Below are 25697 nucleotides of genomic sequence, written 5' to 3' on the forward strand. Positions count from 1 at the left end.
ACTTTGGAGTACCTCAAAACGACTTTGGAGTACCTCAAAACGACTTTGAAGTACCTCAAAACGACTTTGAAGTACCTTAAAACGACTTTGAAGTACCTCAAAACGACTTTGAAGTACCTCGAAACGACTTTGAAGTACCTCGAAACGACTTTGAAGTACCTCGAAACGACTTTGAAGTACCTCAAAACGACTTTGAAGTACCTCGAAACGACTTTGGAGTACCTCAAAACGACTTTGAAGTACCTCGAAACGACTTTGAAGTACCTCAAAACGATTTCGAGGTATCTGCTTATATAGCAATATGGTTCAGTTAAGGAAGACAAGGGTTTAGGGGGAGTTGCAAAAAAATTGTAGGTTGGGAAGCCACAGCGCTCTTGCGGGTTCCCCGCGTTGTAGCAAGTGGCGTTGGAGGCTTTGCCAAAGCCAATATCCTTATATATGTTGGGTTGCGCTCCGCTCCACCCAACCTACATCTAATACATTATTTCAAGCTTGCCACGCTACTACTGGCGTGGCAAGGCTAAATTTGTGCATTAGCAAACTCTTGTGGGATGGGCTTCTAGCCCGTCCTAATTGGCGGGCAAGATGCCCGCCCCACAAGAAAATTTATTGCAACATTTTAGTCTTGACACGCCACTACACATTTCTATTTTTTAAGCAAAACCTATGCAGTATTGCAACCCTACTCAACCCTATTTAGCAGCGAAGTAGGCTTCTAATGCCTCAGAACCACCAATTAATTTACCATCGATAAATACTTGGGGAACTGTTGTTGCACCCGCAACTGCTTTTAGCGATCGCGTGGTGATATCCTTGCCCAAGGTAATTTCTTCGTAATTGATGCCATGTTCCTTGAGCATTGCCTTAGCACGGGCACAGTAAGGACAACCCACTTTCGCAAACAGGGAAACTACTTCGGGCTTAACTGCTTGGGGATTAATGTATCTAAGCATTGTCTCAGCATCGGACACCTTAAAGGGATCTCCTGGCTCCTCTGGTTCAATAAACATCTGGTTAATTACACCATCTCTCACCAGCATAGAATAACGCCACGATCGCTTCCCAAACCCCAGGTCTGATTTATCTACTAATAAACCCATACCTTCAGTAAATTCTCCATTTCCATCAGGAATTAGTGTGATATTTTCTACTTCTTGATCCTTTGCCCATTCGTTCATCACAAAGGCATCATTAACAGAAATACAGATAATGTCATCGACACCATTCTGTTTGAAAATTGGAGCTAATTCGTTGTAGCCAGGAAGATGAGTAGATGAACAAGTCGGAGTATAAGCACCTGGTAAAGAGAAGACAACTATTGTCTTATTAGCAAATAGCTCATCGGTTGTCACATCCACCCACTGGTCGTTCTTGCGAGTATGAAAAGTGACATTGGGTACTCTTTGTCCTCGATGATTGGGTAACATAATTTTGCTTGCCTTTAGTAATCAATTCCAGTCATAACCTATCATGGGAGAACTGGTACAATGTAACTATCAATCGTCTAAGAAACTTCATTAATGAAGGTCGCGATCGCTCCTACAAATTCAGTGGTTGATTCATAGGGTAAAACATTACGTCCGTTTATTTTTATACCTCTATTTTTAGGGAAACAAGCAAGATAATGAGCCAAGCGTTCATCTGGCGTTTCTTTTTTATTGTCTTGGCTAATACTCGATGCAGTTTCGCCCATAACTATTAATGTTGGTTGATGAATAGAGGCCATAAAACTAGTATAATCATCACGCCAAAACCCTGCTAAAAAAGAAAACACTGCATGGCGGCTTGCAGGATTTTCTGCACCTACAAGCAATGTATTTAACCACTCTGCATCCACCGCATTTTCAGAAGCAAAGAGTTGACGAATTGAAAAAGAACGTAAAAATTTTGGAGTGCGTGCATAGCGATAAAAAGCACTGCCAAAAGGCGAATCTAATACATTCCAAAGAAATTTTTCCTGCCATTTTGGTGGTTTATTTGTCATCAAAGCCCACGTTGGCGGCCCAGAAAGTACCAGTCCGGCAATTAAATTTGATTCCTTTTGGACTAATTGAATAGCAACTGGCAATAAAGCGCCTTGCACTACAACAATAACAGGTTTTTGGACTACTGTTTGTAAAAAGGACTGCAACTGTTCTGCCCAATCACTAGGAGTGTAAGCTATACGGGGCATATCACTTTCACCACATCCTAGTAAATCAGGGTTATAAATTGAATTACGCTGACCTGTACTATACCACTCGCGACAAAATCGTTGCCAAAATCGCCGCGACAATCCCACGCCAATCGGATGAATTAATAGTAAAGGAATGCCCTCAGATGTTGTATTAATTGGTTGATGTACTTCGTAGGCACAACGATAATTCTGCCAACTGTAAAACTGGCTAGGAGATGCTGTCAAATTAGTTGTGTTAGCTACAGCAGATGGTTGCATAATTCCTAGTTTTTAATACCTACTAAAAAATCATCTGTGGATGAATCAATTCGTATCCAGCTTCTTTGAGCTTTTCATTCGACACCCAAGCATTATAGGGACGAGTACTCTTGATAGATGTATCCCATTCTACTTTGGGTAAATTATGTTTTTCAAATAAGCTATCTAGCAAGTCTCGACTGGTGAGATGTGCATCATCTACCAGATTGTAAATTCCTTGCAAACGACGGTGACGGGCAAATTCTATCGCACTAACAATATCATCTAGATGAACCCAATTTGTGATATCCTCACCATTGCCCGGACGGGTTGTACCAGAATAGCTACCAAATATTTTCAACAGTTCTCTACCAGTTCCATAGATTCCTCCTAAGCGGAATATACAAACACGGAGATTTTCGCTAGATGCCGATAGCAACACCTCTTCTGTTTTGCAGAGGATTTGGGCATTTAAATTAGCGGGTGCAAGCGGTGTTTCTTCATCTACCCATACACCATTCCTGTCACCATATACGGCATAACTACCTGTGTATATTAACTGTTTTACACTCTTAATCTGCTGTAAGCACGAAACTAAAGTTTGGGCAGTTTGTAGATAAGTTTTTTCATAAACTTCCCTATTTTTTGCCCCAACACTTAAAAGTACAACATCTTGATTGTGCAAAACTGATTTTAGACCATCTATGTCATTACCACTGGTAACTACAACTCTTTGAGATACTGATTGTAGGGCGGGGACACGCTCAGGAGAAGTTGTGGTTACACTAACAGCAAAATTCATATCTTGCTGCCAATATTGAGCAACTTTATAACCAACATAACCACAACCAATGATTGCAACGTTCATGACAAATTAGACACAAATAAATTAAACTACTCATTGAGCCGATTTTCTCAATTAACTGTCTGGAAGTAAATAATTTTAACAGTCCAGAGCTAACAGTCAATAGTACAAAAATTTTGATTTAGTGACAAATGACAAATGACAAATGACTATTTCGCTAATTCTTTCTCAATTATGGCAATTATTTCTGGTGAATTTGGCTGGACACTACTATTAAATCGAGCTACCACTTCACCTTGCTTATTAACTAAAAATTTTTCAAAGTTCCAAGCAACAGCTCCCGTTGGCTCAACAGCTTTAGTAAGTCGCTCATAAAGTGGATGCTGCTGTGAACCTTTGGCATGAACTTTATCAAATAGTTCAAAGGTAACACCATATTTACTCGTGCAGAATTGCACAATTTCTTCATTGCTTCCTGGTTCTTGCGCACCAAAATCGTTACAAGGAAACCCTAAAATACGTAAACCTGCTTCTCCATACTTTTGGTTCAACTTTTCTAACCCCTCGTATTGAGAAGTATAACCGCAGAAGGAAGCCACATTTACAATTAAGAGTACCTTATCGGTGTAGTCGTTTAATTGCTTATCTTCACCGTTGATGGTCTGGACTGCAATATCCGAAATTGTGTTATTCATCTGAAATCTGATTGATAGGGAATATTGCCAAGTTTCCCATATTACAGGTACTCTAAACTCGGTTTCTTTAAGGAAATTAGGTTTGTTAGACTTGTTGTAACAATTCTATGTGAGTCGTGTAGTTGCAAAACCCTGTATCTTGGATAAATAGTTCGGTAAAGCTACTGTTTCAGCATAAATACGTTAAATTTACGTTGCTTTTAATACTAAGTTTTGAGTGCAGCGATGAATCGATCTAGGTTGAAACTCACAAAGAATTGACTCTTTGTATCAAAAGTTAACAACATCCTGAATTCTCCAATTTATGATTTTGGAAAATAGGTAGCTAGAAAGAATATAGTTACTTTTTTGTTGCATCATGAATTATATTTCATCACAAAAACCAAAAAACTGTATTTTATGATACAGTTTTTTGGTTTTGATAGTGAATAGAGCTAAAAATCACATTGTTAGCTTAAAAGAGCCATTTTAGGGTAGTTCTTTCTACCTGATTTTTTATTGACATTATTCGAGACAATTTTGGGCGCTTTCTCAGTCAACTTATTTCAAACATTAAAGATTAAGTGAAGAAGACTTGACTCTTTGCGAAAATAGATCGTAAATTTCTTACAAAGAACTATAAAAAATATTTACAGATGTGCCAATAATTTTTTAAACTCCTACTAAGGTTATTTGAGTTTCTGGTTTTTCAACAAGTTGTCTAAAGGAAAAACATCAAAACCCATTGGATCTAATTTCGGACAGAATTTTTTTCTGCTTAACCTGCTTTTTACCTTTTTTAAGAATGGTTTGGAGGATGATGCTCAAATTCATGTACAAACAAAAATCGAAAACAAAAAATAGGCATTTGTCTGCAAAAAGTTACGTTATAAACTCACAATCTAACTCTAAAGTCAAGCTATTTAATTTGATTAAGCGACTTTCTCCCAGTTGGCAAGCTTGTTTACCTATCGCTTGTCTGATTGTGTTGGGTTGGGGTTATGCCGCAGTTGCCCAAACTCCAGCCGCAGCGCCAACGACAGCAGAACTCAAAATTGCTATTGACACATTGTGGGTAGCGATCGCTGCTTTTTTAGTATTCTTCATGAACGCTGGTTTTTGTATGTTAGAAACTGGCTTCTGTCGCCAGAAAAATGCTGTCAATGTTCTTTCCAAAAACTTGATTGTATTTGCTCTGTCTACCGTTGCCTTTTGGTCAATCGGTTTTGCCTTCATGTTCGGTGATGGCAATGACTTCATTGGATTGAATGGGTTTTTCTTAAAAGGAGTAGATAACAGTCCCGCCACAGCAGACGCTTATAAAGGTGTCTTCAGTGCCATTAATTGGGCTGGTGTACCTTTAGCAGCCAAGTTTTTATTCCAGCTAGTATTTGCTGGAACAGCAGCAACAATCGTTTCTGGTGCAGTCGCCGAACGGATTAAGTTTGTTAACTTCCTAATTTTTAGCCTCTTACTTGTAGGTATTGCCTATCCCATTACTGGACATTGGATTTGGGGTGGTGGTTGGCTAGCAGATAGAGGCTTTTGGGATTTTGCTGGTTCTACGGTGGTTCACTCTGTAGGTGGCTGGGCAGCTTTGATGGGAGCAGCATTTCTTGGCCCCCGTTTTGGAAAATATCAAAACAAGCAAGTTGTAGCAATGCCCGGTCACAACATGAGTATTGCTACTTTGGGCTGTTTGATTTTGTGGTTGGGCTGGTTTGGTTTCAACCCCGGTTCTGTCATGGCTGCCGATCCTGGTGCGATCGCTCATATTGCTCTAACTACTAACATGGCTGCTGCTGGCGGTGGAATTGCCGCCACCATCACAGCTTGGTTGTACTTAGGTAAACCAGACCTCTCAATGATTATCAATGGTATTTTGGCTGGTTTGGTTGGGATTACAGCATCTTGTGCTTACGTAGGTGTCGCTAGTTCTTTAGTAATTGGCTTTATTGCTGGGGTACTGGTAGTTTTCTCTGTAACATTCTTTGACAAACTTGGCATTGATGACCCAGTGGGAGCTACCTCAGTTCACTTAGTTTGTGGTATCTGGGGAACTCTAGCAGTTGGTCTATGGTCTGTTGGCCCTGGTGTTTTTACCTGGTATACACGTGGGCCAGAAAAAGGTTTATTTTCCGGTGGTGGCTTTGGACAGTTTGGCATTCAGTTGCTGGGCGTTCTCTCAGTAGCTGGCTTTACTGTTTTACTCAGTAGTATTTTTTGGTTGGCACTAAAAGCTACTTTAGGTATTAGAGTATCTAAAGAAGAGGAATTAGAAGGTTTGGATATTGGCGAACACGGTATGGAAGCCTATAGTGGATTTCTTAAAGAAGGTGATGCAACGGTATTTTCTGATGAACAAAGTTCAATTGGGAAATATTAGGGAAAATATTTCTTTAGCTCACCCTCTGGCATATTCTTAATTTGAGCTACCAATACACCATTAGTTGATTGAACTGATTTTGCAAAATTCTCTACCCAAGCGAGGGAAAGTAGGGAGTATAAAACCTCCTGCCCTCTGCCTCCTGCTTGATTGTTGAGTTTCGACTAAGCTCAACTGCCGCGTAGTCGAAACACTGCCTCCTGTCCTCTGCCTGCTTCAATAATTTAGCGATCGCATTTTACCTTGTAAAAATTTTATGCTTAAAGGCTTAAGAGTTAGTCTGCTGCTATTGGCAGTTATGGGAAATTTGGCATGGTCATTTAGTGCCAAAGCAAATTTTAACGGCAAACTCACCGTGGAAATTGATGGCTTGAAGAATGAACAAGGACAAGTATGTGCCAGTATATTTGCTAGCAGTGAAGGATTTCCTAGCGATGGCGATCGCGGCTTACAAAAGCAGTGTACCAAGATTACTGAAAATCCTTTACCACTTACCTTTAATAACTTGAAAGCAGGTAGTTATGCCGTTGCTGTCTTCCACGATCAAAATAATGACCGCACTCTCAATACCAATCTTTTTGGTATACCAAGGGAAGGTTTTGGATTTTCCAGCAACCCAGAAATTCGCACAAGAGCGCCTAAATTTAACGAAGCAGCATTTTTAGTGGCAGGGCCAGATACTAGTATCCACATCCAGTTGAAATATTTTTAAGCTGACAGCAGATTCAGCTTGGTACACTGCCAATACTTCTTGGGTTTTGGGAAAAAGGAGAAGAAAAAATCTTTAACATCATGTCCGCTTGATTGCTTATTAAATCCGAAGAACCCCACCCCGCCAAAGCTACGCCTTGTCTCCCCTCCCGAAGAGCAGGGAGGGGTTGGGGGTGGGGTGTAATGACTGTGGTTAGCATAACTAATTATGCGGATATGATATAACCCAAACCCAGTAAACTTTTCCAAAATCCAATTCTTAATTAAAAATGCACAAAGCCAGAAGTATTGGGTACACTACCAATCTCTATTGTTGTGAATCATTATCAGAATCTTCCTGTAGACTCTGTTGCTTTGGCAAGTCACGTATTTGTATTCGATTCATCTGAGTCAAAGCATATCGTGCTGTTGCTTGCACATCGGCATCTGGGTCTTCTAGCGCATGGTGCAACATCTGAGTCATTTGACCCATCATGTCATAAACGCGCGTCAGGTCACGGATCGCATTTTGCCGCACTTGTGGACTTTCATCTTGAATTGAAATTGCTAAAGCACGGTTCATTGGTTTGAGTGTGCGGATGCCAATTTCTGACAAAGCTGCCAAAATTAAGCTGCTTTCTTGAGAATCAGCATCAATTATCAGGTCAACCAGATGTTGAATTGCCCGCGAATCTCCCTGCTGACCCAAATTCCAAATAGCCTTGCGCCGCTTCGTTGGGTCAGAACTACGCAAATCTTGAATTAATTCCTCAACGATATTGAGTTTAGCAAGACGGGAAGTTTTTTCTGGTAACAGTAATTCTGTGGAAAATGTTGGTGGTGGTGGAGGTGTTTGTAGAATAGTGACAGTCTCCAGTAAAGGTGGTGTAATCGGTTCTTTGTTAGCTTCACTCAAGCTTTTAGGCTCTGATATTTCGGACTTTTGCACTTGCTTGGCCTTTTGAAACGACCTCAGCAGATAAAAAAGTGCGCCACTACATCCTAAAACTCCAATGGCCAATAGTAACCACCAGACAAAACCTCTCTCAGGTGCTTTGGGATTTGCCGAAGTCGGAGCAATAGAGGTAACTATTGAAGAGGTAACTTTTGGAGGAGTAACTATTGGAGAGGTGAAAAACTGCTTTTTCGCCTCTATTGCTGCTTGCAGTTTCTCCTGAGTCGCCGGGCCAGCAATCCCATCTAATTTTAAACCCTTTAGTTTCTGGAATTTAGCTACAGCGATTTCTGTACTGGCGTTATACTGTCCATCTACCACGCCCCTGTAGTACCCCAACTGCTTTAATTGGGTTTGTAGTCTCTGCACATCTGATTTTCGACTACCATATTTCAAAACAGCCGGACTAGCAGTAACTGTCGAACTAGCTTGTGCAAGTTCTAAAATTTCAGGCGCTAGGTTAGGTGTAGCTGCACTTGAGCGATTTGGGTAAAAACCCACGCAAGAAAAACAGGTAAATATCAGAATTGAGGAACGGCATAGCCTCATATTGCAAGTTCCAGCCTGAACGTGCTTTTTAAATCTTCGATACCACAATAGCTTCTAGACGACCAAATGTTAACTGTCATTTTTAATTGGGAATTGGGAATTGGGAAAAAAGAGTCAGAAGGCAGTGTTTCGACTACGCTCAACTGCCGCGTAGTCGAAACTCAACAACCAGGCAGAAGTTCTTTAATTTTAAATTTTAAATTTTGTTAGCGCAGCGTTAGCGAGTCTGCGTTCGCGCAGCGTCTCGTAGAGAGCGTCATTTTTAATTGATTTCTCCCTCATCCCTTACTTAATTACTAATTAAGAATTATTTTAACAAGTTAGGGTAAAATTTCTGGTTCCGATTCTCTAACTGCTAGGCTGATGGGGTTCAATTTGTTAGCAGATGCTTCTAAAACTGGTTGCTGTATATTAGCTATCTCGCCGACAGTAACTTTGTCGTTTTGTCCTCCTAAAGTATCACGTTGGTTGATGAGATAGATGCTGATTAAAGTGAGAAATACTCCTACCCACTGCAACGGACTGAGGACTTCTGAGAGGAAAAGATTGCCGAATAGTAGCGCAAAGACGGGTGTTAGGAAGGTGAGAGAACTAAGACTTGTGAGACTGCCACTAGAAGCAAAGTAGAAGAATAACCCATAAGCGATCGCGCTGCCAAATACGGTAGCATAACCTAAGGCCATGAAATCAGATCCTCCCAGATTCTCCCACTGCTGAGATTCAACAACTGATGAAATTCCCCATAGCGGCAATCCGCCCAAAATCATGTGCCATCCTGTAGCGCTTACAGGGTCAGCATGTCGGCACACAAATCGAATCAACACTGTTCCCACTGCCATTGATAGTGCTGCTAACAGCATTAACCACTCGCCACTAGCAAATAAATCTTGCCAGTTGCCGATTGTCATATTTGCGCCTGAGTCGAGAAAATGTAAAATCCACTCATCAGGTAAGCCAATTAAAGTAATGCCTGTGACTCCCAAGCCTAGCCCCAGCCATCCCCAAAAACCAATCTGTTCTTGGAATAGCCACAACGACAGCAAGGCAACAGCCAAGGGTTGCGAGTCAATCATCACAGACCCCAACCCTGCACTAGTTCTGACTAATCCCTCCGCCAAAAAACCTTGAAACAGCGTCCCATCTACTAGGGCAAATAAGGCAATCCACAGCCATGCAGCCCAACCCTTCGGCTGGGGTTTACCCATGAATGCTGCTGCAATCAGAATTAACATCCCTGCTGGTATCAGACGCACACCTGCCATGAATAGCGGTGTGGTATGGGGTATCACTCCTTTCATGGCTACCATTGCCGTCCCCCATAGGAAAAAGGGGGCGATTAACAAGAGGGGGGCGAAGGGAAGTCGAGATGCACTGAGTTTCAGTTGCATGGGTTTGCTGATGCCTTTGTTTAACAAGCGCAAAAATTGCTTTACCCAATTTTACCGAATTATGTAGTTTTGCGATCGCCTTTGCTGGGTGTTTTGCACCATCGCCTAGCGTTTTGGAGACGGTAAAACTCTCCAGCCTGAGCCTACGCAAGGCGGAAGTCAAAAGTCAAAAGAATTATATTCTGAGCTTTTTGCGCCGTTTGAAATGGTGAACCAGCGCTGCGGGAGGGTTTCCCTCCGCAGGCGACTGGTGTTAGCGTAGCGTTAGCGACGCAGGAGCGTCACCCGAAGGGTATGTTTATTTACGCCATGCTGTAGTAGTGCGATCGCTTGTACCAGAAATACGCTGTAAATCGTTTTTTAGCTTAATTGACTGCGAAACTTACTAACACTAATAGTTAATAAAACAACAGCAAAAGCGACTAAAGCCAAAACATTCATCCACAGTACATCTAAGCCAACACCTTTGAGCAAAATACCTCGAACGATCGCAATGTAATGGCGCAGGGGATTGAGTAGGGATAAAAGTTGAAACAAAGGTGGCATGGCTTCAATGGGTGCGATCGCTCCAGAAGTTTGTACCATTGGTAAATTAATAAAGAAAGCTGTCAAAACTACCTGTTGTTGCGAACTATTCACAGTAGCTAACAAAATACCCAAGCTAATCCCGACAAATACATACATACTTGATAGAGCCAAAAATAGCAGAAAACTACCTCGAAATGGTACATGAAATATTACTGTTGCTAAAGTGATAGCTAATAAAACATCTCCCATTAATAAAAATGCTAAAGGGACGATTTTTGATAGTAATATTTGCCAGTTAGCAGCCGGAGTCATTAATAATTGTTCTAAAGTTCCGGTATCTTTTTCCCGAACAACTGTAATTGCTGATACTAATGTGCCAATTAAGGTTAAAACTAAACCCATAACTCCTGGGACAAAAAACCAACTACTTGTCAGTCCAGGATTGTAAAGGAATACAACTTCAGGTGAAACTGGGGGACTTGCTTGACCTTGGGCTAATTGCAGATTATATTGCTGGATGATTTGATTCATATAATTTCCGGCAATTCCGGCTGTATTCGCATTTACTGCATCAATAAATACTTGAATTTCTGCTGATTTTTGTGCCAGTTGACGCGAAAAATTAGGAGGAATTACTACCCCGACATCTAGCTTTCCTTCTTCTACCTGACGACTCAATGCTTTTTCACTGCTTGGTACAGATTCTAAGGTGAAAATTCGATTTGATGTCATGGCTGAAACTAATTCTCGACTAGCGCTGACGTTGGCATAGTCAATGATACCTAATCGTAAGTTATGAACGTCGGGATTGAGGATAAAACCATACAACAATAATTGGACTGTTGGCGGGACAACTAATAAAACAATTAATTGCTTATTGCGGAGAATTTGATTAATCTCTTTCCGCACTAATGCCCAAAATGAACTATCAAATAATCGCTGAATAAGTTTCATAAAGTTACTTTTTCTCAAACTACATAAAATACAGGAAGATTAATTTGGTAATTGCATTCGGCTTAAAACTCGGCGTGATACGTTGAAAAACACTAATCCCAAAGCTGCAAGCATGAGCAAATCAAACCAAACTCCGCCAAATCCCGTACCACGCACGAAGGCATCACGAGTGATATCGATGTAATAACGCGCCGGAATTATGTTAGGTAGTAGTGATAAAGGGAAAGGAATATTGTTGAGGGGATAAATAAAACCTGATAGTAATAATGATGTGATAAAACCTACGAGGGAAACGCCTTGTACAGCAGCATTTTGGTTACTACTACGGACTCCTAAAAGTAATCCAAAAAAAACGCTATCTGTCAGAAATAATAAAGTGCCAACTACTAATGTTATGGGGTTGCTAACTATACCGACTTGGAAAATAATTGAGCCTAATACCATAACTACTAATGTTTCAAGGATGGCAATTAATAGATATGCTAATCCTTTACCAAGTAAAAGTTCAGTGCCACTAATACTAGAAGCGTAGACTTGTAAAATTGTCCCTTTTTCCTTTTCCCGTACCATTGCGATCGCAGAGAGCAATGAAGGAAAAATCCACAGTATAACTCCGTAAGTTCCTGGCACAATATACAGCGATTCTAATCTCCCAGGATTAAACCATAGACGCGTTCGTGCTGTAATACTATTAGTAGCAGGTAGCAGTCCATGCTCTTGCATAAAAAAGTTTGTCACTCTTTGAATGTTATTTCTAATTACACGAGCATTATTAACATCAGTGGCATCGATCAATACTTGCACATTTGTACTTCTATCTGCTTGAATATCACGGCTAAATTCCGGCGGAATAATTACTGCGACTTTAGCAATTCCTTTATCTATAGCATCGCGTGTAGGATTGCCACCAGACCATTGTTTTGGCACAAATTGATTGGTGGCATACAATCTTTCAATATAGCTATTACTTAGGTTTGTGCGGTTAAAATCTTGCACAATTAAAGGAATATCTTTACTCTCTAATCTAATAGCAAATCCAAAAACTATTAAGGTAATGAATGGTAATAAAAATGCTAGTGCCAACGTCAGGCGATCGCGGCGAAATTGAGCTATTTCTTTTACACATTGAGCAAGAATTCGTTTCATATAGTTTCATATATATTAAATATTACTTTGGCTAAAATCATAGTGTTTTTAAACGCCAAGAAGTTTGAAGTATAATTTTATTACAGAGTTTTTCTATTTTGGCGATCGCTGTACTATACCAATAAAGGCATCTTCTAATGAAAAAGGAATCGGACGTAAAGAATTGATGGTAATTTGATTAGCTTTTAAAAGTTGAGTAAGTTGATTTATTTCCTGTTCGGGACGATCGAGAACAACGTGTAAACTATCAGCGAAAATCGAGACGCGCCAAGACTCAAAGTGTTGTTTTAGTATTTTAGAAGCTACTTGGTTTTGATTAACAATAATTTCTATTAGTTGTCCCGGTTGTGAGGCTTTGACAGAACTGGGTGAACCTTCGGCGACGGTTTCTCCTGCAACCATAAAACTCATCCGGTTGCACTGTTCAGCTTCTTCTAGATAGTGCGTTGTCACTAAAATGGCTGTACCGTTGCGGGCGAAGTCATTAATCAGCTTCCAAAACTGGCGACGCGCCAACGGATCTACTCCCGATGTTGGTTCGTCTAAAAATAAAATATCTGGTTCGTGCATCACGCAAGCACCGAAAGCAACTCGCTGTTTCCAACCACCTGGTAGCTGTCCTGTAATCATATTTGCTTGTCCTTCTAAGCCACAGGTAGCAATTACCCAATCAATTTTTTCCCGTCGAAGTTTGCGAGGTACGCCATAAACTCCGCTATAAAATTCAAGATTTTGCAAAATAGTTAAATCGTCGTAAAGAGTGAATTTTTGACTCATGTAACCAATGCGTCGCCGTAAGTCTGCACTACGCAGATTTCCTGTCTCACCACCCAAAGAAATTTCACCACCGCTTGCTTCTAGTAATCCACACAGCATCTTAATGGTGGTAGTTTTGCCAGCACCATTAGCACCTAACAAGCCAAAGATTTCCCCATAACGAACTTCGACGTTGACATCTTTAACGGCTTGGAACTTGCCAAAAACCCGGCTGAGATTGCGAGCATATATCGCCAGTGAAGACGCAAATAAAGCATTTGTCTCCTTGTCCCCTTGTCCCCTTGTCCCCTTGTCCCCTTGTCCCCTCTTCCGATAACGGGGAAACGGAAAAAATTGCGGCGCGGAACCTTGTTGTCGCAGACGCGTGACAAAAACGTTTTCTAATGTGGGTTCGCCATGTTCGATACTGGGAGAAGGTAAGTGATGTTGTTGCAGTAGTTCGCGGACTTGGGTTTCGCCAGAATTTATATTTTCAACGAGGACATCCAAGCGATCGCCAAAAGTTTGCACATCTACTATATTTGTCTGAGTAGCCTGGGAGAGTATTTCTTCTGTAGCTTCCAGGTTGGCTGTTCGCACTTCTAAGCGATGCAAGCCTAAGTTAGCCCGTAACTCTTTGGGTGTACCAATTTCATGAATTTGCCCACTGTACATCAAAGCCACGCGGTGACAGCGTTCAGCTTCGTCTAAATATGGTGTCGCAACTACAATTGTCATCCCCTCGGCTGATAATTCCCCCAGCACATCCCAAAACTCCCGCCGGGAAACTGGATCGACACCCGTGGTAGGTTCATCTAGTAACAATACTTCTGGTTGCGAAACCAAAGCACAACACAGCGCCAGTTTTTGTTTCATTCCACCAGAAAGTTGTCCCACTAAGCGATCGCCAAATCGCTCTAAATTCATTAATTTTAAATATTTATTGCGGCGTTCCTTTAATAAATCATCTGCTACTTGCCGCAACCCTGCTGCATAACGCAAGTTTTCATCAATACTCAAATCCAAATACAGCGAAAACTGTTGAGTAAGATAACCTGTAATTAATCGGGCATCTCGTGCAGGTTGATTAAATATTTGCACCTCCCCCGCCGTTGCTTCCATCACACCGCCCAAAATGTGAAATGTACTAGTTTTCCCCGCACCATCAGGGCCAATTAGTCCAAACATTTCACCTTTATTGACACTCAAATCAATTCCTCGCACAGCAGCTAAGTTTCCATAGTGCTTGTGCAAACCGCGAACTTCAATTGCTGTAGTTGGCAGATTAGATGATGAGGGTAAATTTCGAGAGAAAGTAGTAATTTGCTGTTTCATTCCCTTCTACCTCCTGCCACCGCTTGCGGACTCGCTACCACTGCGCTATCCTGCCCCCCCTGCTCCCCTGCTCCCCTGCTCCCCTGCTCCCCTGCTCCCCTGCCCCCTGCCCCCTGCCCCCTGCCTCCTGCCTTCAAACTAATTTCGGCATCTGCTGGCATCCCCATTTTGGCGCAGGGTAAATCTGATTCCCTATAAGGTTTTTCGGGGTTAAAGCAACTATCAGGGTTTTGAACTTTGATCCGAATTCCTACTACTTGCCTGACTCGATCTTTTTGAAAGTAAATATTTTCTGGTGTAAATGAAGCTTGCGGATCGATGGCAATTACTTTACCCTCTAATGGTTTCTTTGGTGCAGAATCAATGAAAATTTTTGTTGTTTGTCCTAAACGCACTCTGCCAATATCGCCTTCGGGAATAAAACCTCTAAAATATACTGTTTTCGGGTCAACAATTGTCAAAATATTAGTCTGACTGCTAACTATTGCACCTGGTTCGACATTACGGGCTGTCACTACTCCATCTAAAGGACTAACTACATTTAAATCTTTTTTGGAGTCTGCAATCTGGGTGAGGATTTGCTGATTTGATGCTTGGGCATCTTTCACTTTGGCACGGGCAGAGTTGACTTTTGCCTGTGCAGATTTAAGTTCAGCATAACTTTGCTGCTGCTTTCTGATTAATGCTGTTAACTGGGCGTTGCGAATATCAGGATTGAAACCTGTAGTTTTAACTTGAGTTAACGCTCCTGATGTAGCTTGTAATTGCTGGCGTTCGGCATTAACTGCTGCAACTCGTGCTTCTAGGGTTGCGATCGCAGTATCTAAAGTAGTTTGGGCTTGATCGAATTGTTGTTGATTGACTGCCCCTTCTTTTACCAATTGGGCATAGCGATCGCGGTTGATTTTTGCTAAATTAACTTCTGCTGCTGCCTGTTTAACTTGCGCCTGTGCTTGTACTAATGTGGCTCTGGCTGCTGCGACATTTGCTTTTGCCTGCTCAATTCTTCCTTGGGTATCCCCTTGAGACTGCCGTAAATTCAGTTTGGCTTCGTTAATTTGGCTGTTAATTTCTTGAATTTCTCTGGTGACTCGCTCTACATCTGAAACTGCTTGCTGTTCATCATATCTCGCAGATGTCACTCTCGCTTGACTACCAAGTAGTTGTTGTTGCAGCAATCGATCGTCTGTGTCGTCTAATTTAATTAACTCTTGCCCCTTTTTAACTGCTGCCCCTTCCCGCACGCCAATTGTCTCAATTCTTCCAGAACGCTTGATCCCGATCTCGGTTTCATAACCCTCAATCCGTCCACTAACTTGCAGTACATTTGGTGATACTTGCGGTTGAGAGCGCCACACCGCGTAGCCAATACCACCAGCCACCAGCAGCACCCCAATCGTTAAAAGGATCGGTTTCTTGCGGTTTTGCTGCTTCGATACTGCATCTTTGAAATTTTCCGGGGATGTTGGGATAGTCTGAGTCATGATATCACCCTGGATTGTGAAAAATATTTTGTAAATTGAAAATTCTGAATTCTGTGTCATATACTAGACTGTCTAGTATGATAAGACAAGACATAAGTCAAAAAGTTTACTTTTCATGTTTATAAACCCTACTTTTCAACTAGAAAATACTTTACCTGCGATCGCTCCCAAGCAGGAGCAAATCTTGCAAGGAGCTATACAGGTATTTTTGAAGGAGGGTTACGCTAGAACAAGTATGGATCGTGTTAGTGCGGCGGCTAGAGTATCTAAGCAAACAATATACAGTCACTTTCAAGATAAAGAAGGGCTGTTTAAAGCGTTGATAGAACGGTTGACCCTCGCTTGTTTTCAAAGTATTTTTTGCACAGAAAATTTACATGGCGAACCAGCGATTTTTTTGCGTCAAATTGCTAAAATTTATTTAACCGAAGTCGCTGATAATCCCGATTATTTGGCATTATTGCGTTTGATTATCACCGAGTCACAAAACTTTCCAGAACTAGCCAAACTTTATACTCAAACCGTTGTGCTACGCGGTCGGCAAATGCTGAGTCAGTATTTCGGATCTCATCCAGAATTAGGAATCACCGACCCAGAAGCAATGGCTCAGATTTTTTTTGGTTCTTTGGTATCCTACGTTATTTTACAAGAAATGTTGTATGGAAAAGAACTTACATCTTTATCACGCGATCGCTTGCTAGATAGCTTAATCAATGCAGTCATGAGCCAGTCCCTAAATATGGTTACTCAGGGATAATGGGTGTATTTGTTTGAGATTATCAAGTGGAATCACAGGTAAAATATTATGCTTAGTCAATTACCGAATTGCATTATTAGCCCTTCGTGGTGGCAACTGATCGGATGGATTGCCGATCCGATTGGATTTCAGCAAAAGTATAGTCAAGAGTATGGAGACATTTTTTCCATGCAACTGAGTGGACTCGGTTCTTATGTAATTATTAGCCGTCCCCAAGCCATTCAAGAAATTTTCAGTCAAGATTCTAAATTTGATATTGGTCGTGGTAATAAAATTGCAGAACCTTTGATTGGGCGAAATTCTCTCATGTTAATAGATGGTGCCCGCCATCGACGAGAACGAAAATTATTAATGCCCCCTTTTCATGGAGAAAGGCTACAGACTTATGCTCAACAAATCTGCTTAATTACCGAGCAAATCGCCAGTCAATGGCAAATCGGTCAACCTTTTGTGGCTCGTTCTGCCATGCAGAAAGTTAGTCTACAAGTAATTTTACAAATTGTCTTTGGTTTAAGTGAAGGGAAACGCTATCAACTAATTTTACCTCTACTTACTAGTTGGTTGGATATGACTGATTCTCCTTTGCGCTCCAGTATGCTATTTTTCCGATTCTTACAACAAGATTGGGGAAAATGGACTCCTTGGGGGCAGATGAAAAGTAGACAAAGCCATATTTATCAGCTACTTCAAGCAGAAATTGAAGAGAAAAGAACAAAGAACAATAATCACCAGGGTGATGTTCTGAGCTTGATGATGGCAGCGCGGGATGAAAATGGGCAAGCAATGACCGACGATGAATTAAAAGATGAATTGCTGACAATTTTATTTGCTGGACATGAAACTACTGCAACAACGCTAGCGTGGGCTTTCTATCAAATTCATCAAAATCCAGATGTTCTCTTAAAATTGCAGCAGGAACTTGACAGCTTGGGAGAAAATCCAAACCCGATGGAAATTGCCCAACTTCCTTACTTAAGCGCAGTTTGCCAAGAAACCCTGCGGATGTATCCAGTCCTTCCAGGGCTTTTCCCACGCATTACCAAATCATCCATAAATATTGCCGGATATCAGTTTCCTCCTGATACAACTTTAATGCCAAGTATCTACCTCTTGCATTACCGGGAAGACTTATATCCTAATCCTCAACAATTTAATCCCGAACGTTTTTTAGAACGCCAGTATTCCCCTTGGGAGTTTATTCCTTTTGGTGGTGGAATTCGGCGCTGTTTAGGATATGCCTTGGCTCAGTTAGAAATTAAATTAGTCCTTGCAACAGTTTTATCCAATTATCAACTTACCTTAGTAGAAAATAAACCTATTAAACTGCAACGACGTGGATTTACCCTTGCTCCTAATGGTGGAGTTCGGATGATGGCTATTAAAAAACGATAAACTTGTTTGGGAGGAACTTGGGGTGCGAGTAGGATAAGAAAATAAAATCAAAAAAATTGGCAAAATTCAAATCACACTTCAATTAATTGGTACAGGTTTCTCCGTGGCTCACGCTTGGATTAAAAGCGGCTCATCAAATCCAAGGGCGTAACTTTCTGTACGGATGCTTACTTCACCCCGGATACAGAAGAAGGCCGCCCTAGAAATGCCTGTTTGCTCTTTGCGCATGGTTAGGTCTTTGTGGTGGACGATGGAAGTGGACAGACTTCCATAGCTTGAATCAAGCCGTGTTCAAAGGTGAATCGATGGCCCACGTGTTCATCGGCAAGAACTGCGTAAGCCTTGTCACGCACGACCTGATGCACATCGACCAAAATGCGCCCGCCCTCCTCCAAGTAAAAGGAAACCGGCTCGACGTGCGGATCGATCTCGCTCCATTGCTCCGTCCAGTAAGCGCGAACTTCTTCAGGCCCATGAACAAAACCGCCTTTAAACGCTCTCGGCCAAACCACGTCCGGAGTCATGAGGGCAAGGGCAGCGTCAATGTCTCGCGCGTTGAAAGCTGCGTAAACCGCACGGAGCAGTTCGATTTCTGGTGCTCTTTGATCTGACATAAGAGGTATGGTGAACCAGATGCAGTAAGGACTAATAATTTATTGTACAGAGTTTAGCTGAAGCTTTTTTTATCGACACTATCATGCCTGATGTCAGGTTTATTTAGAGGATTTCCCGTTTTTAATTCTTCTGTTGTAAAGAAAATTGTTTTATATATAGTCTCCACCTTTGTATCTTTGAAGCAGTAGGTGTTCGATATCGATACGGCTAAGGCTCTCATCTAATGTCTGGTTGAAGACTTATTATTTAAAGGGCAGCTCTTGCTGGGGGAAAGAGATTTTTGGGATTTTTGCACAGATACGGTAATCATAAGTGATTAGCCGGACATGATATCACTTTCACTTTTGAGGGTTTGTAGTAAGCACTTTAGTGCTTAGAAAATAAGGACTAAAGTCTTTACTACAAACTTGCTTACCTATCAATTTAAACTTGACAAACTACCTGAAAATCATTCTTTTTGACTATTATTTGTGTAAGTCCTGTTCACTTTTTGCTGTCCGGCTGAAGACTCGATAGTATAGTGACGTACTCGTTTCCTTTAAGGGAAACAGCAGATAGGTGAGAGGATTTATTGCCACAATAATATTTCGGAAGTCACGCCGTGCCAAAAATAAGATCGCACGAGCGACTTGCTGTGCAGACATCACTCCATAAGGATTTAGTTGACTCTTAAACGGGCCAAGAATTAACTTGCGAATTACACAATCCCCATCCAAACGCTTGAGCGTAACAATATCTCCTAGCGCTCTTTTGCTGAGTTCATAAAGCGGACTCAGTGCTGGAGAAACCTCAGCCTCAGAAGTGTTTACCCAAATTTCCTTGGTTGCTTTTGCTTGTGGCCCTGTTACAGTTGTCAAAAATATATCTATCAACCGCAATGCTGAAAAGGTATTCACTTCATAAGAGGAATTGATAGCCTCCGATGTGCGGCTGGCGTAGACATTGACTCCATGATTGATAATTAAAATATCTACTTTCTCTAAACTATCCTTCAGATTGGCTTCATTGCCCAACTGCCAGGAAACTACCTTTACCCCAACTTGCTCTACTAATTTTTCTGGATTAGTGGTTAATGCCACGACTTTAGCATTATTCTTGACAAGTTCAGCCACCAACGCTTGCCCCAACGCTCCTGATGCTCCAGTTAAAGCGATGGTTTTACCTTTGAGAGATAGTCCTGTACCCAAAATTTTATCAACTAAGGGAAAGACGCCACTGTAGTAGGCGTTAACATCATCAAAATGATGTCGCCAATGGTAAGACCGATTCACCCACCAAATGGATGGAATTGTCTCTAAAGGGCCGGGTAGGTGGTTGTAATCTGTATCAATTTTTCCTAGAAAATATCGCACAGACGCACCATACAAAAAGGTACAAGCGTAAGCTACTCCTAGCCATAACCCCATTTGCTTACCAATTAAGGCAATGACTATCAATACCAGCAGCAGTAGACTCGACTCTAAAATGTCGTGATAAAGCTGCGATTCTTGATAAACTTTCAGAGAAACTATCGATAAATCGCGGCGATAAGCCATGTGGTGCTTGTTGTGCCATTTAGCAAGCCAATTGACTTGATGACACAAAGCATGATAGCTGTCTCTCAATATCTCAGCAAGTAAAAGTGAGAAGAGTGCCCAACTAGCAAACTGTAAGCTGACATTTAGCCAAACCCAATTAATTTGTAAGCTTGTCTCAATTCCTATCAAGTTTTCAGCTAGCATTTTTATCATGTTTGTCTATACTCGTTTTTGTTAATCATTCTTCACGGAATAAAAGAATTAACGTAATACCAATACTTTCAGCGTTTATGCTGTAAAAAATGCTCACCTAATGCTCAAACTACGGTTTTTAAGTACAAAATACCCTTTTTAAGTAGTTTTTAGTACACAGTAGCAATGTTCAAACAATGCTCAAGTCTAGGGAACTTTATTGTGTTCATAACCTGTAAGTAATAACATCTATTTAATCGTTTTCCATCTAAATATACAGCTTGTATTAAACAGGAGTTCCAATAATAGTGGATAACAAAGTAAAATTGATTGCAGATTTTTTAACACTTAGTTGCCACGGATTACCCTGCGTGGTAGATGCACGTCCACATATCGGTGATAGCTGGATAGTAAGAGCTACGGATAAAAAGATTACTAGTAAAGGTGTGATGACAGTTAAATGGCAGATGGTAGCACCGCAAGGCAAGCGGGAGGCGAAGCGGATAGCAGAGAAAATATTGGGTGTTTACATAGATTTCGGGCGCTTCCTCGTGACAGACGATGACTATTCAAGAGTGATAGAGGAATGCATTAAGACTCACGATGTACAAGGGTTACGTATAATAACAGCACTGCGTCAAGGGGATGACAAAGCAGAATTCAAGAAAAAGATAGAGAAGATTATTAAGGATAATGGACTAAACAAGCCACACGAAAATGCAATAAGGGTAATTAAAAAGGGAATTATGAGATAAGCATAGAAAGAGGGAGTTTATACCATTCTGCGAGAGTGCTATGTATAGGTAGCATTCTTGCAGAAGGGTATCTATTGCCTATTATCTTAAGAAGTAATTCGGAATACGCTGCATAATCTTTATTGGCATTCGACACGGTACACGACAGAAGTATTCGTGGTAGCGCAAGGTAATACCCTTGGTGTGAAAGTGACATATTTTTGTGTCAGTTGAATATGTCACTTTTTATGACATCAAAACATGACACTTCTGACGATACATACACAAGGATTGAATGACCAATGAGTAATTTATCTATTTTTAGTTTTGAGTCACACGAGATACGTTTTGTGGGCACTGCGGATGAGCCGTGGTGGGTAGCTAGTGATTTATGCTCGGTACTTGATATCGTGAACGTTAGACAAAATCTCGCTAAACTTGATGAAGACGAAAAGGGTGTATGTACTATATACACCAAAGGTGGCGAACAGCAAGTTGCAACTGTTAACGAGTCAGGATTATATCTACTCATTCTTAATAGTCGTAAACCACAAGCGAAGCGTTTTCGTAAGTGGCTGACATCAGAAGTCATTCCATCCATTCGCAAAACTGGTACTTATGGCGCCAGCAGTCAAAAACACTTACCTGTTGTCAATAATAGACTCTCGGAATTGAAAGCCAGCGAAGCAGTAGCACGACACGATATTAAGGTACTTGAAAATGAGCTAGCCAATAAGAAGCGTGAACTGCAAAATATTCAACAGGAGTTATTCACTGAAGCTAAGGCTGTACTTGACGCTAACGCCGAACTAGCAAAGCAAGTACTTGATGCCAAGGAAATAATAGAACGCGCTAAACAGGCTAACAAGTACCTTAGTGTGTGAGATGACATATTTTTATGTCACTAAAAATGTCATTAAAAAATGTCACTCAGGGGTAATAGGGTCTAACCAGTATTAACAAGATATCCGCAAACATGAATTTCTCCAGTCGTAGTATACGTTACAGCTTATTCGCTTTATTTATATCACAAAAACATTGACGTTACAGAAGTTACTGTGATAGAAATAAGGGAAGGCAGAAGCAGCAAGGGATTCAGAGATTCATCGACTCCATAGCGCTGTTAATGCCTAGTACACCTAATCAGGAAGCATATCGTGTCATTACATCCTAATTACGAACTGGAAACCATCCAGTCTGATGCATTTGAGTTGGTCGCTGAAGCGCGATCGCTGGCATGGCATATTTTTGGATTAACAGGTGAGGTAACACCTCAAACAATGATTGAGCAGTTCTCTGAATTAGACAAAGCCTATCAATCACTGAAAAGTCAGATTGATGTTGTTCGCAACAGCCTAGACAATGGTCACGACCCTGACCGTCATTTGTTCAACTACTGATTGATTCTCTCGTTTACGCACACAATAAAATGCGCCACCGCATGAGTTCGTACCTCATACGATGACGACTTCCATCTCACGTACAACTACTACGCAAGAGGCTAAATTATTATGACCGCTAATGAAGCTACAGTCCATCCATCAACCGTGTCTATTCCCTCTCCGGTTCACAAGCTAGGACAAGTGGTTAGATGGGTAGGCGATAGTTCAAATGATACAAGAATTTTCAAGGGAGTAATCATAGAGCAAGTCTATCGTGTTGATGCTGAGTCTAGTTACTGGCAGTACACTGCTGCTGTTGTCTCAGCTACTCAACAAGGCACTCCAATATATGATTACTTTGGCGAGTATTTTTATGACCTGAAACCAGAGTCTATCTTCAATGAAGCGTTACTCACGAAGTAATTAACTGAATTTTCCCAACAATCTATAAGTTGAAAAAACAATATATTCCACTGGTTAGCGCTAGTGGAATATATAGCAAATTCTAAAAGTAATGAGGTCTTGATATATGCCTGTAGGTATACCAAAATCCGGTAAGCGTAATTCCGGCGGTGGTAGAAAAAAGAAATACAACAGTGAACTAGTACAGAAGTGGGTTCCTACCTCTATCGCTGACAAATTAGATGATATCTACCAACTCTTGATTGATTTAGAAAAAGAGGTGGATACATGGGAAAAGACTTGTGAGGAAAAGAGTACTTCACCACGTTATGAACAAGCACGTAAGCTAGTTTCAACGCTTAGATTACTTCTAAATAGACTAGGGGTTGATGCTAGCAGTATTTATGCACAAGACAACGAAAATGATAAACAGGAGGATAAATTATAGGTTAATCAATATCCTTGGTTAGGTCTTTTTCTAGCCTAATACCCTATGCTTCCAAAGTGTCATTGAAAGTGACATATTTTTATGACATTTTTTTATGTCACTACGAGTGACACTTCACAGATATAGGGTACTGAAGGGTATTACCCATGATTGGGAATACTAAAGTGAACGCTAATGGCTAGGAGCTATTCACAAAAAAACGGTCTCAGTACGTCGTTAAACTGCTTGTCTAATATCACATAGGGAGAACAGAGTATGAACGCAAGAACAATATATTTCTTGATGCCCTTTACCTGGGAAGGGCACGAACTTGTGGTAGTAACCGAACTACCAAGGAAAACAGGATATAAGTGTATGACTTTAGACGGTGTTTTTGTTTATTGCAGCGAACATGAAATCCTTGAAGGTTCTCGATAACAATTGCAAAAAAAAAACAAAGGTGTTACCAAAACGGTAACACCTGAAGGATTGTAGCCTCAGTGAGTCTTGTAAATAATTGATTTCGTTCAGTCTGTTAACTCAAACTTCCCTTTGGTAGCTCGTAACTACCAAAGGGAAATCAAAACAAAAAAGTCTAACAATTAACACCATGATAATATTATTACCCACCAATACTAACAGCTTTCTAGGCTCTAGTAGCACCAATGGATTACCTGCGGCTTGTGACTATGCATCAATGTACTGTAACGATACTGCTTACGATGCTGAGGTAAGCAAGGAACGCGAGGAAAGGTGTGTTGTGAAGGATTTTAGTGGTATTACTCCAACTACCACAAAAAGCGTTTGTGGTAAAAATCTTGCACTAAGAAACAAAGCACTTCTAGCATTCCGAGATAAGTGTTATCCTTCCTTTTCACTGGATAAAATCGCTTTGTCCTATAAGCCAAAGGACATCAGAGATTACATTACTTTACGCGTTCACCCATTCAATAATGCTTGTCACCGTGACCTAAGTGTGCGTGGCGGAAGTAAAGGCTTCTGGGAAGCGGTAATCAAATGGTGTAGCGATCGCTAGGGGAATCTAGATCAGATTAATGTCCCCTTGGTTGACCGCAATCATTGAGGGGACACTTCGTTAGGGTTGTGTGAATCTGTGGGCAGTTCAAGACAGTGACCTATTTGGTCGATGTCAGTTGCGTTAAAGGCTTAACGTTATGCCAAGCTTTTTTTCGGTTATTATCAGTGACCACTAATTGTATTAATGGTTGTATAGTCGTGTCACCCGTATGATGGCTCAAACCTGGAGTAATACAAGTTAAACCTGCCATAGTACAAAGACCTGTATTCCATATCTCGTTTATCCTCCACTGAGCAGCACCTGTTACACCATATTCACTCTGGATAGTGACGTTATAATTCTGACGATATAGATGTCTAATATTGTTTTGAACAGCTTCTAACCAATGCACATCGCAAGTGTCACCAGTAAGCACCCACTTGTTATCTATTAGTCTGAATACACCTCTGAAGGGGAAGTATTTTGTAATGTTTAGCTTTGAGTCATAGAAGGATGTACACATTACTGGGCAAAGACTTTGTGCGAAGTGACCATCTTTAGTTTTTCTGACCTCTACCATCCTCCAGTTACTATTTGAATCCTGGAACTCGCCTTTAATGGTAGTAATCAAGGTATCGTCTGAAGAGTAATCAAACAAACATTTACTTTGTGTTGACTCATTAGAACTAGACTGATTACCTACTAATCTTTCATACTCGTTTTTGAGAGTATTATACTCAGCGTCTAGTCGACAATTTAAAACGCTACCGCTCTTAGCAGCGTCTTTCAAAAAAGATTGTAAAGCTGAATATTTTAAATCGTATGACATTTGATAAAACCTCTTTCTTTAGTCGAGATGTAAACAGTATTAAACCAAGTATAGAATATTTGTAAAAAAAAGCACAACAAAATACTTAACTTACACAGAGTTATTACGGTGAACACATAGCCAAGGTACTTACGACAGCAAATGCTCTCTCGTAATGCACATTATGAGAGGTGCCCAGCAGAAAAAGTTTTTCTAATACCTTAAGGTTCTAGAATAATTTTTTCTGCTAGAGCGTGTTTGTAGCGGTTCACGCGGTCAATGAAAGTGGGCATTTTCAAAACCTGCCTCATAAATCGCCATAAAGCCGTCTGATTTTGAACCTATCCCACTAATAAAATCCTTTGAACCCAGATATGGATAGTAGCAAGG

The 25697-nt window shown here is 40.9% G+C and carries 25 protein-coding genes; 11 read left to right on the forward strand and 14 right to left on the reverse strand.

The window, feature by feature from the left end:
* The 5 genes from RMZ95_RS32050 to RMZ95_RS32070 form a co-directional block, all read right to left on the reverse strand.
* Positions 1–300 (reverse strand): hypothetical protein (locus RMZ95_RS32050; protein ID WP_409884325.1); only part of this gene is annotated, 300 nt, incomplete at its 3' end.
* Positions 301–692: 392 nt separating this feature from the next.
* A complete protein-coding gene (locus tag RMZ95_RS32055) occupies positions 693–1427 on the reverse strand; it encodes a glutathione peroxidase (RefSeq protein ID WP_322685926.1) in 735 nt (244 codons plus the stop codon).
* A gap of 77 nt (positions 1428–1504) precedes the next feature.
* Positions 1505–2434 carry an alpha/beta hydrolase gene (locus tag RMZ95_RS32060; RefSeq protein WP_322685925.1) on the reverse strand — a complete coding sequence of 310 codons (930 nt, stop codon included), beginning with the start codon at positions 2432–2434 and terminating at the stop codon, positions 1505–1507.
* A 22-nt stretch (positions 2435–2456) separates the two neighbouring features.
* Positions 2457–3281: an SDR family oxidoreductase gene (locus RMZ95_RS32065; RefSeq protein ID WP_322673908.1), complete on the reverse strand. Its 825-nt coding sequence runs from the start codon at positions 3279–3281 to the stop codon at positions 2457–2459.
* Between the two features lie 146 nt (positions 3282–3427).
* Complete coding sequence (locus RMZ95_RS32070; RefSeq protein ID WP_322673909.1) at positions 3428–3913, reverse strand: glutathione peroxidase; 486 nt, start codon at positions 3911–3913, stop codon at positions 3428–3430.
* 811 nt (positions 3914–4724) lie between these two features.
* On the opposite strand from RMZ95_RS32070, the gene RMZ95_RS32075 reads away from it, so the two are divergent.
* Positions 4725–6278: an ammonium transporter gene (locus RMZ95_RS32075; protein WP_322685924.1), complete on the forward strand. Its 1554-nt coding sequence runs from the start codon at positions 4725–4727 to the stop codon at positions 6276–6278.
* Positions 6279–6534: 256 nt separating this feature from the next.
* Complete coding sequence (locus tag RMZ95_RS32080; protein WP_322673911.1) at positions 6535–6990, forward strand: DUF2141 domain-containing protein; 456 nt, start codon at positions 6535–6537, stop codon at positions 6988–6990.
* A gap of 306 nt (positions 6991–7296) precedes the next feature.
* Here the strand turns inward: RMZ95_RS32080 and RMZ95_RS32085 are convergent, their stop codons facing one another.
* The 6 genes from RMZ95_RS32085 to RMZ95_RS32110 form a co-directional block, all read right to left on the reverse strand.
* Complete coding sequence (locus RMZ95_RS32085; protein ID WP_322685923.1) at positions 7297–8472, reverse strand: peptidoglycan-binding protein; 1176 nt, start codon at positions 8470–8472, stop codon at positions 7297–7299.
* Between the two features lie 320 nt (positions 8473–8792).
* Positions 8793–9860: a DMT family transporter gene (locus RMZ95_RS32090; RefSeq protein ID WP_322673913.1), complete on the reverse strand. Its 1068-nt coding sequence runs from the start codon at positions 9858–9860 to the stop codon at positions 8793–8795.
* 360 nt (positions 9861–10220) lie between these two features.
* Complete coding sequence (locus RMZ95_RS32095) at positions 10221–11342, reverse strand: ABC transporter permease (RefSeq protein WP_322673914.1); 1122 nt, start codon at positions 11340–11342, stop codon at positions 10221–10223.
* A 39-nt stretch (positions 11343–11381) separates the two neighbouring features.
* Positions 11382–12488, reverse strand: coding sequence for an ABC transporter permease (locus RMZ95_RS32100; RefSeq protein ID WP_322673915.1), 1107 nt, complete (start codon positions 12486–12488; stop codon positions 11382–11384).
* A 93-nt stretch (positions 12489–12581) separates the two neighbouring features.
* Entirely contained in the window at positions 12582–14579 is a 1998-nt protein-coding gene (locus RMZ95_RS32105) for an ATP-binding cassette domain-containing protein (RefSeq protein WP_322685922.1), read from the reverse strand.
* Positions 14576–16063, reverse strand: coding sequence for an HlyD family secretion protein (locus RMZ95_RS32110; protein ID WP_322685921.1), 1488 nt, complete (start codon positions 16061–16063; stop codon positions 14576–14578). The genes RMZ95_RS32105 and RMZ95_RS32110 overlap by 4 nt, the downstream gene beginning before the upstream one ends.
* Before the next feature lie 115 nt (positions 16064–16178).
* Here RMZ95_RS32110 and RMZ95_RS32115 point away from each other — a divergent pair, with 115 nt between their 5' ends.
* Together RMZ95_RS32115 and RMZ95_RS32120 are read left to right on the forward strand one after the other, a co-directional pair.
* Positions 16179–16820: a TetR/AcrR family transcriptional regulator gene (locus tag RMZ95_RS32115; protein ID WP_322673918.1), complete on the forward strand. Its 642-nt coding sequence runs from the start codon at positions 16179–16181 to the stop codon at positions 16818–16820.
* Between the two features lie 48 nt (positions 16821–16868).
* A complete protein-coding gene (locus RMZ95_RS32120) occupies positions 16869–18212 on the forward strand; it encodes a cytochrome P450 (protein WP_322685920.1) in 1344 nt (447 codons plus the stop codon).
* A 230-nt stretch (positions 18213–18442) separates the two neighbouring features.
* Here RMZ95_RS32120 and RMZ95_RS32125 read toward each other — a convergent pair whose 3' ends face one another.
* Positions 18443–18826 (reverse strand): nuclear transport factor 2 family protein, encoded by a 384-nt coding sequence (locus tag RMZ95_RS32125; RefSeq protein WP_322673920.1) that lies wholly within the window; start codon positions 18824–18826, stop codon positions 18443–18445.
* 465 nt (positions 18827–19291) lie between these two features.
* Positions 19292–20557: a bifunctional sterol desaturase/short chain dehydrogenase gene (locus RMZ95_RS32130; protein ID WP_322685919.1), complete on the reverse strand. Its 1266-nt coding sequence runs from the start codon at positions 20555–20557 to the stop codon at positions 19292–19294.
* 287 nt (positions 20558–20844) lie between these two features.
* Here RMZ95_RS32130 and RMZ95_RS32135 point away from each other — a divergent pair, with 287 nt between their 5' ends.
* From RMZ95_RS32135 to RMZ95_RS32165, 7 genes are all read left to right on the forward strand, one after another.
* A complete protein-coding gene (locus tag RMZ95_RS32135) occupies positions 20845–21291 on the forward strand; it encodes a hypothetical protein (RefSeq protein WP_322685918.1) in 447 nt (148 codons plus the stop codon).
* Positions 21292–21572: 281 nt separating this feature from the next.
* The gene (locus RMZ95_RS32140; protein WP_322685917.1) at positions 21573–22154 is read left to right on the forward strand and encodes a BRO family protein; all 582 of its coding nucleotides are present in this window, start codon (positions 21573–21575) and stop codon (positions 22152–22154) included.
* 273 nt (positions 22155–22427) lie between these two features.
* Positions 22428–22670 (forward strand): hypothetical protein, encoded by a 243-nt coding sequence (locus RMZ95_RS32145; protein ID WP_322685916.1) that lies wholly within the window; start codon positions 22428–22430, stop codon positions 22668–22670.
* 111 nt (positions 22671–22781) lie between these two features.
* Complete coding sequence (locus tag RMZ95_RS32150) at positions 22782–23075, forward strand: hypothetical protein (protein ID WP_322685915.1); 294 nt, start codon at positions 22782–22784, stop codon at positions 23073–23075.
* 106 nt (positions 23076–23181) lie between these two features.
* Positions 23182–23502, forward strand: coding sequence for a hypothetical protein (locus tag RMZ95_RS32155; RefSeq protein WP_322685914.1), 321 nt, complete (start codon positions 23182–23184; stop codon positions 23500–23502).
* A 255-nt stretch (positions 23503–23757) separates the two neighbouring features.
* A complete protein-coding gene (locus RMZ95_RS32160; protein WP_322685913.1) occupies positions 23758–23919 on the forward strand; it encodes a hypothetical protein in 162 nt (53 codons plus the stop codon).
* Positions 23920–24091: 172 nt separating this feature from the next.
* Positions 24092–24517: a hypothetical protein gene (locus RMZ95_RS32165; protein ID WP_322685912.1), complete on the forward strand. Its 426-nt coding sequence runs from the start codon at positions 24092–24094 to the stop codon at positions 24515–24517.
* A gap of 100 nt (positions 24518–24617) precedes the next feature.
* Here RMZ95_RS32165 and RMZ95_RS32170 read toward each other — a convergent pair whose 3' ends face one another.
* Entirely contained in the window at positions 24618–25328 is a 711-nt protein-coding gene (locus RMZ95_RS32170; protein ID WP_322685911.1) for a hypothetical protein, read from the reverse strand.
* Between the last annotated feature and the right edge of the window lie 369 nt (positions 25329–25697).

This window comes from Nostoc sp. DedQUE07 (genome assembly GCF_034530975.2).
In the GTDB taxonomy this organism is placed as follows: Bacteria; Cyanobacteriota; Cyanobacteriia; order Cyanobacteriales; family Nostocaceae; genus Nostoc.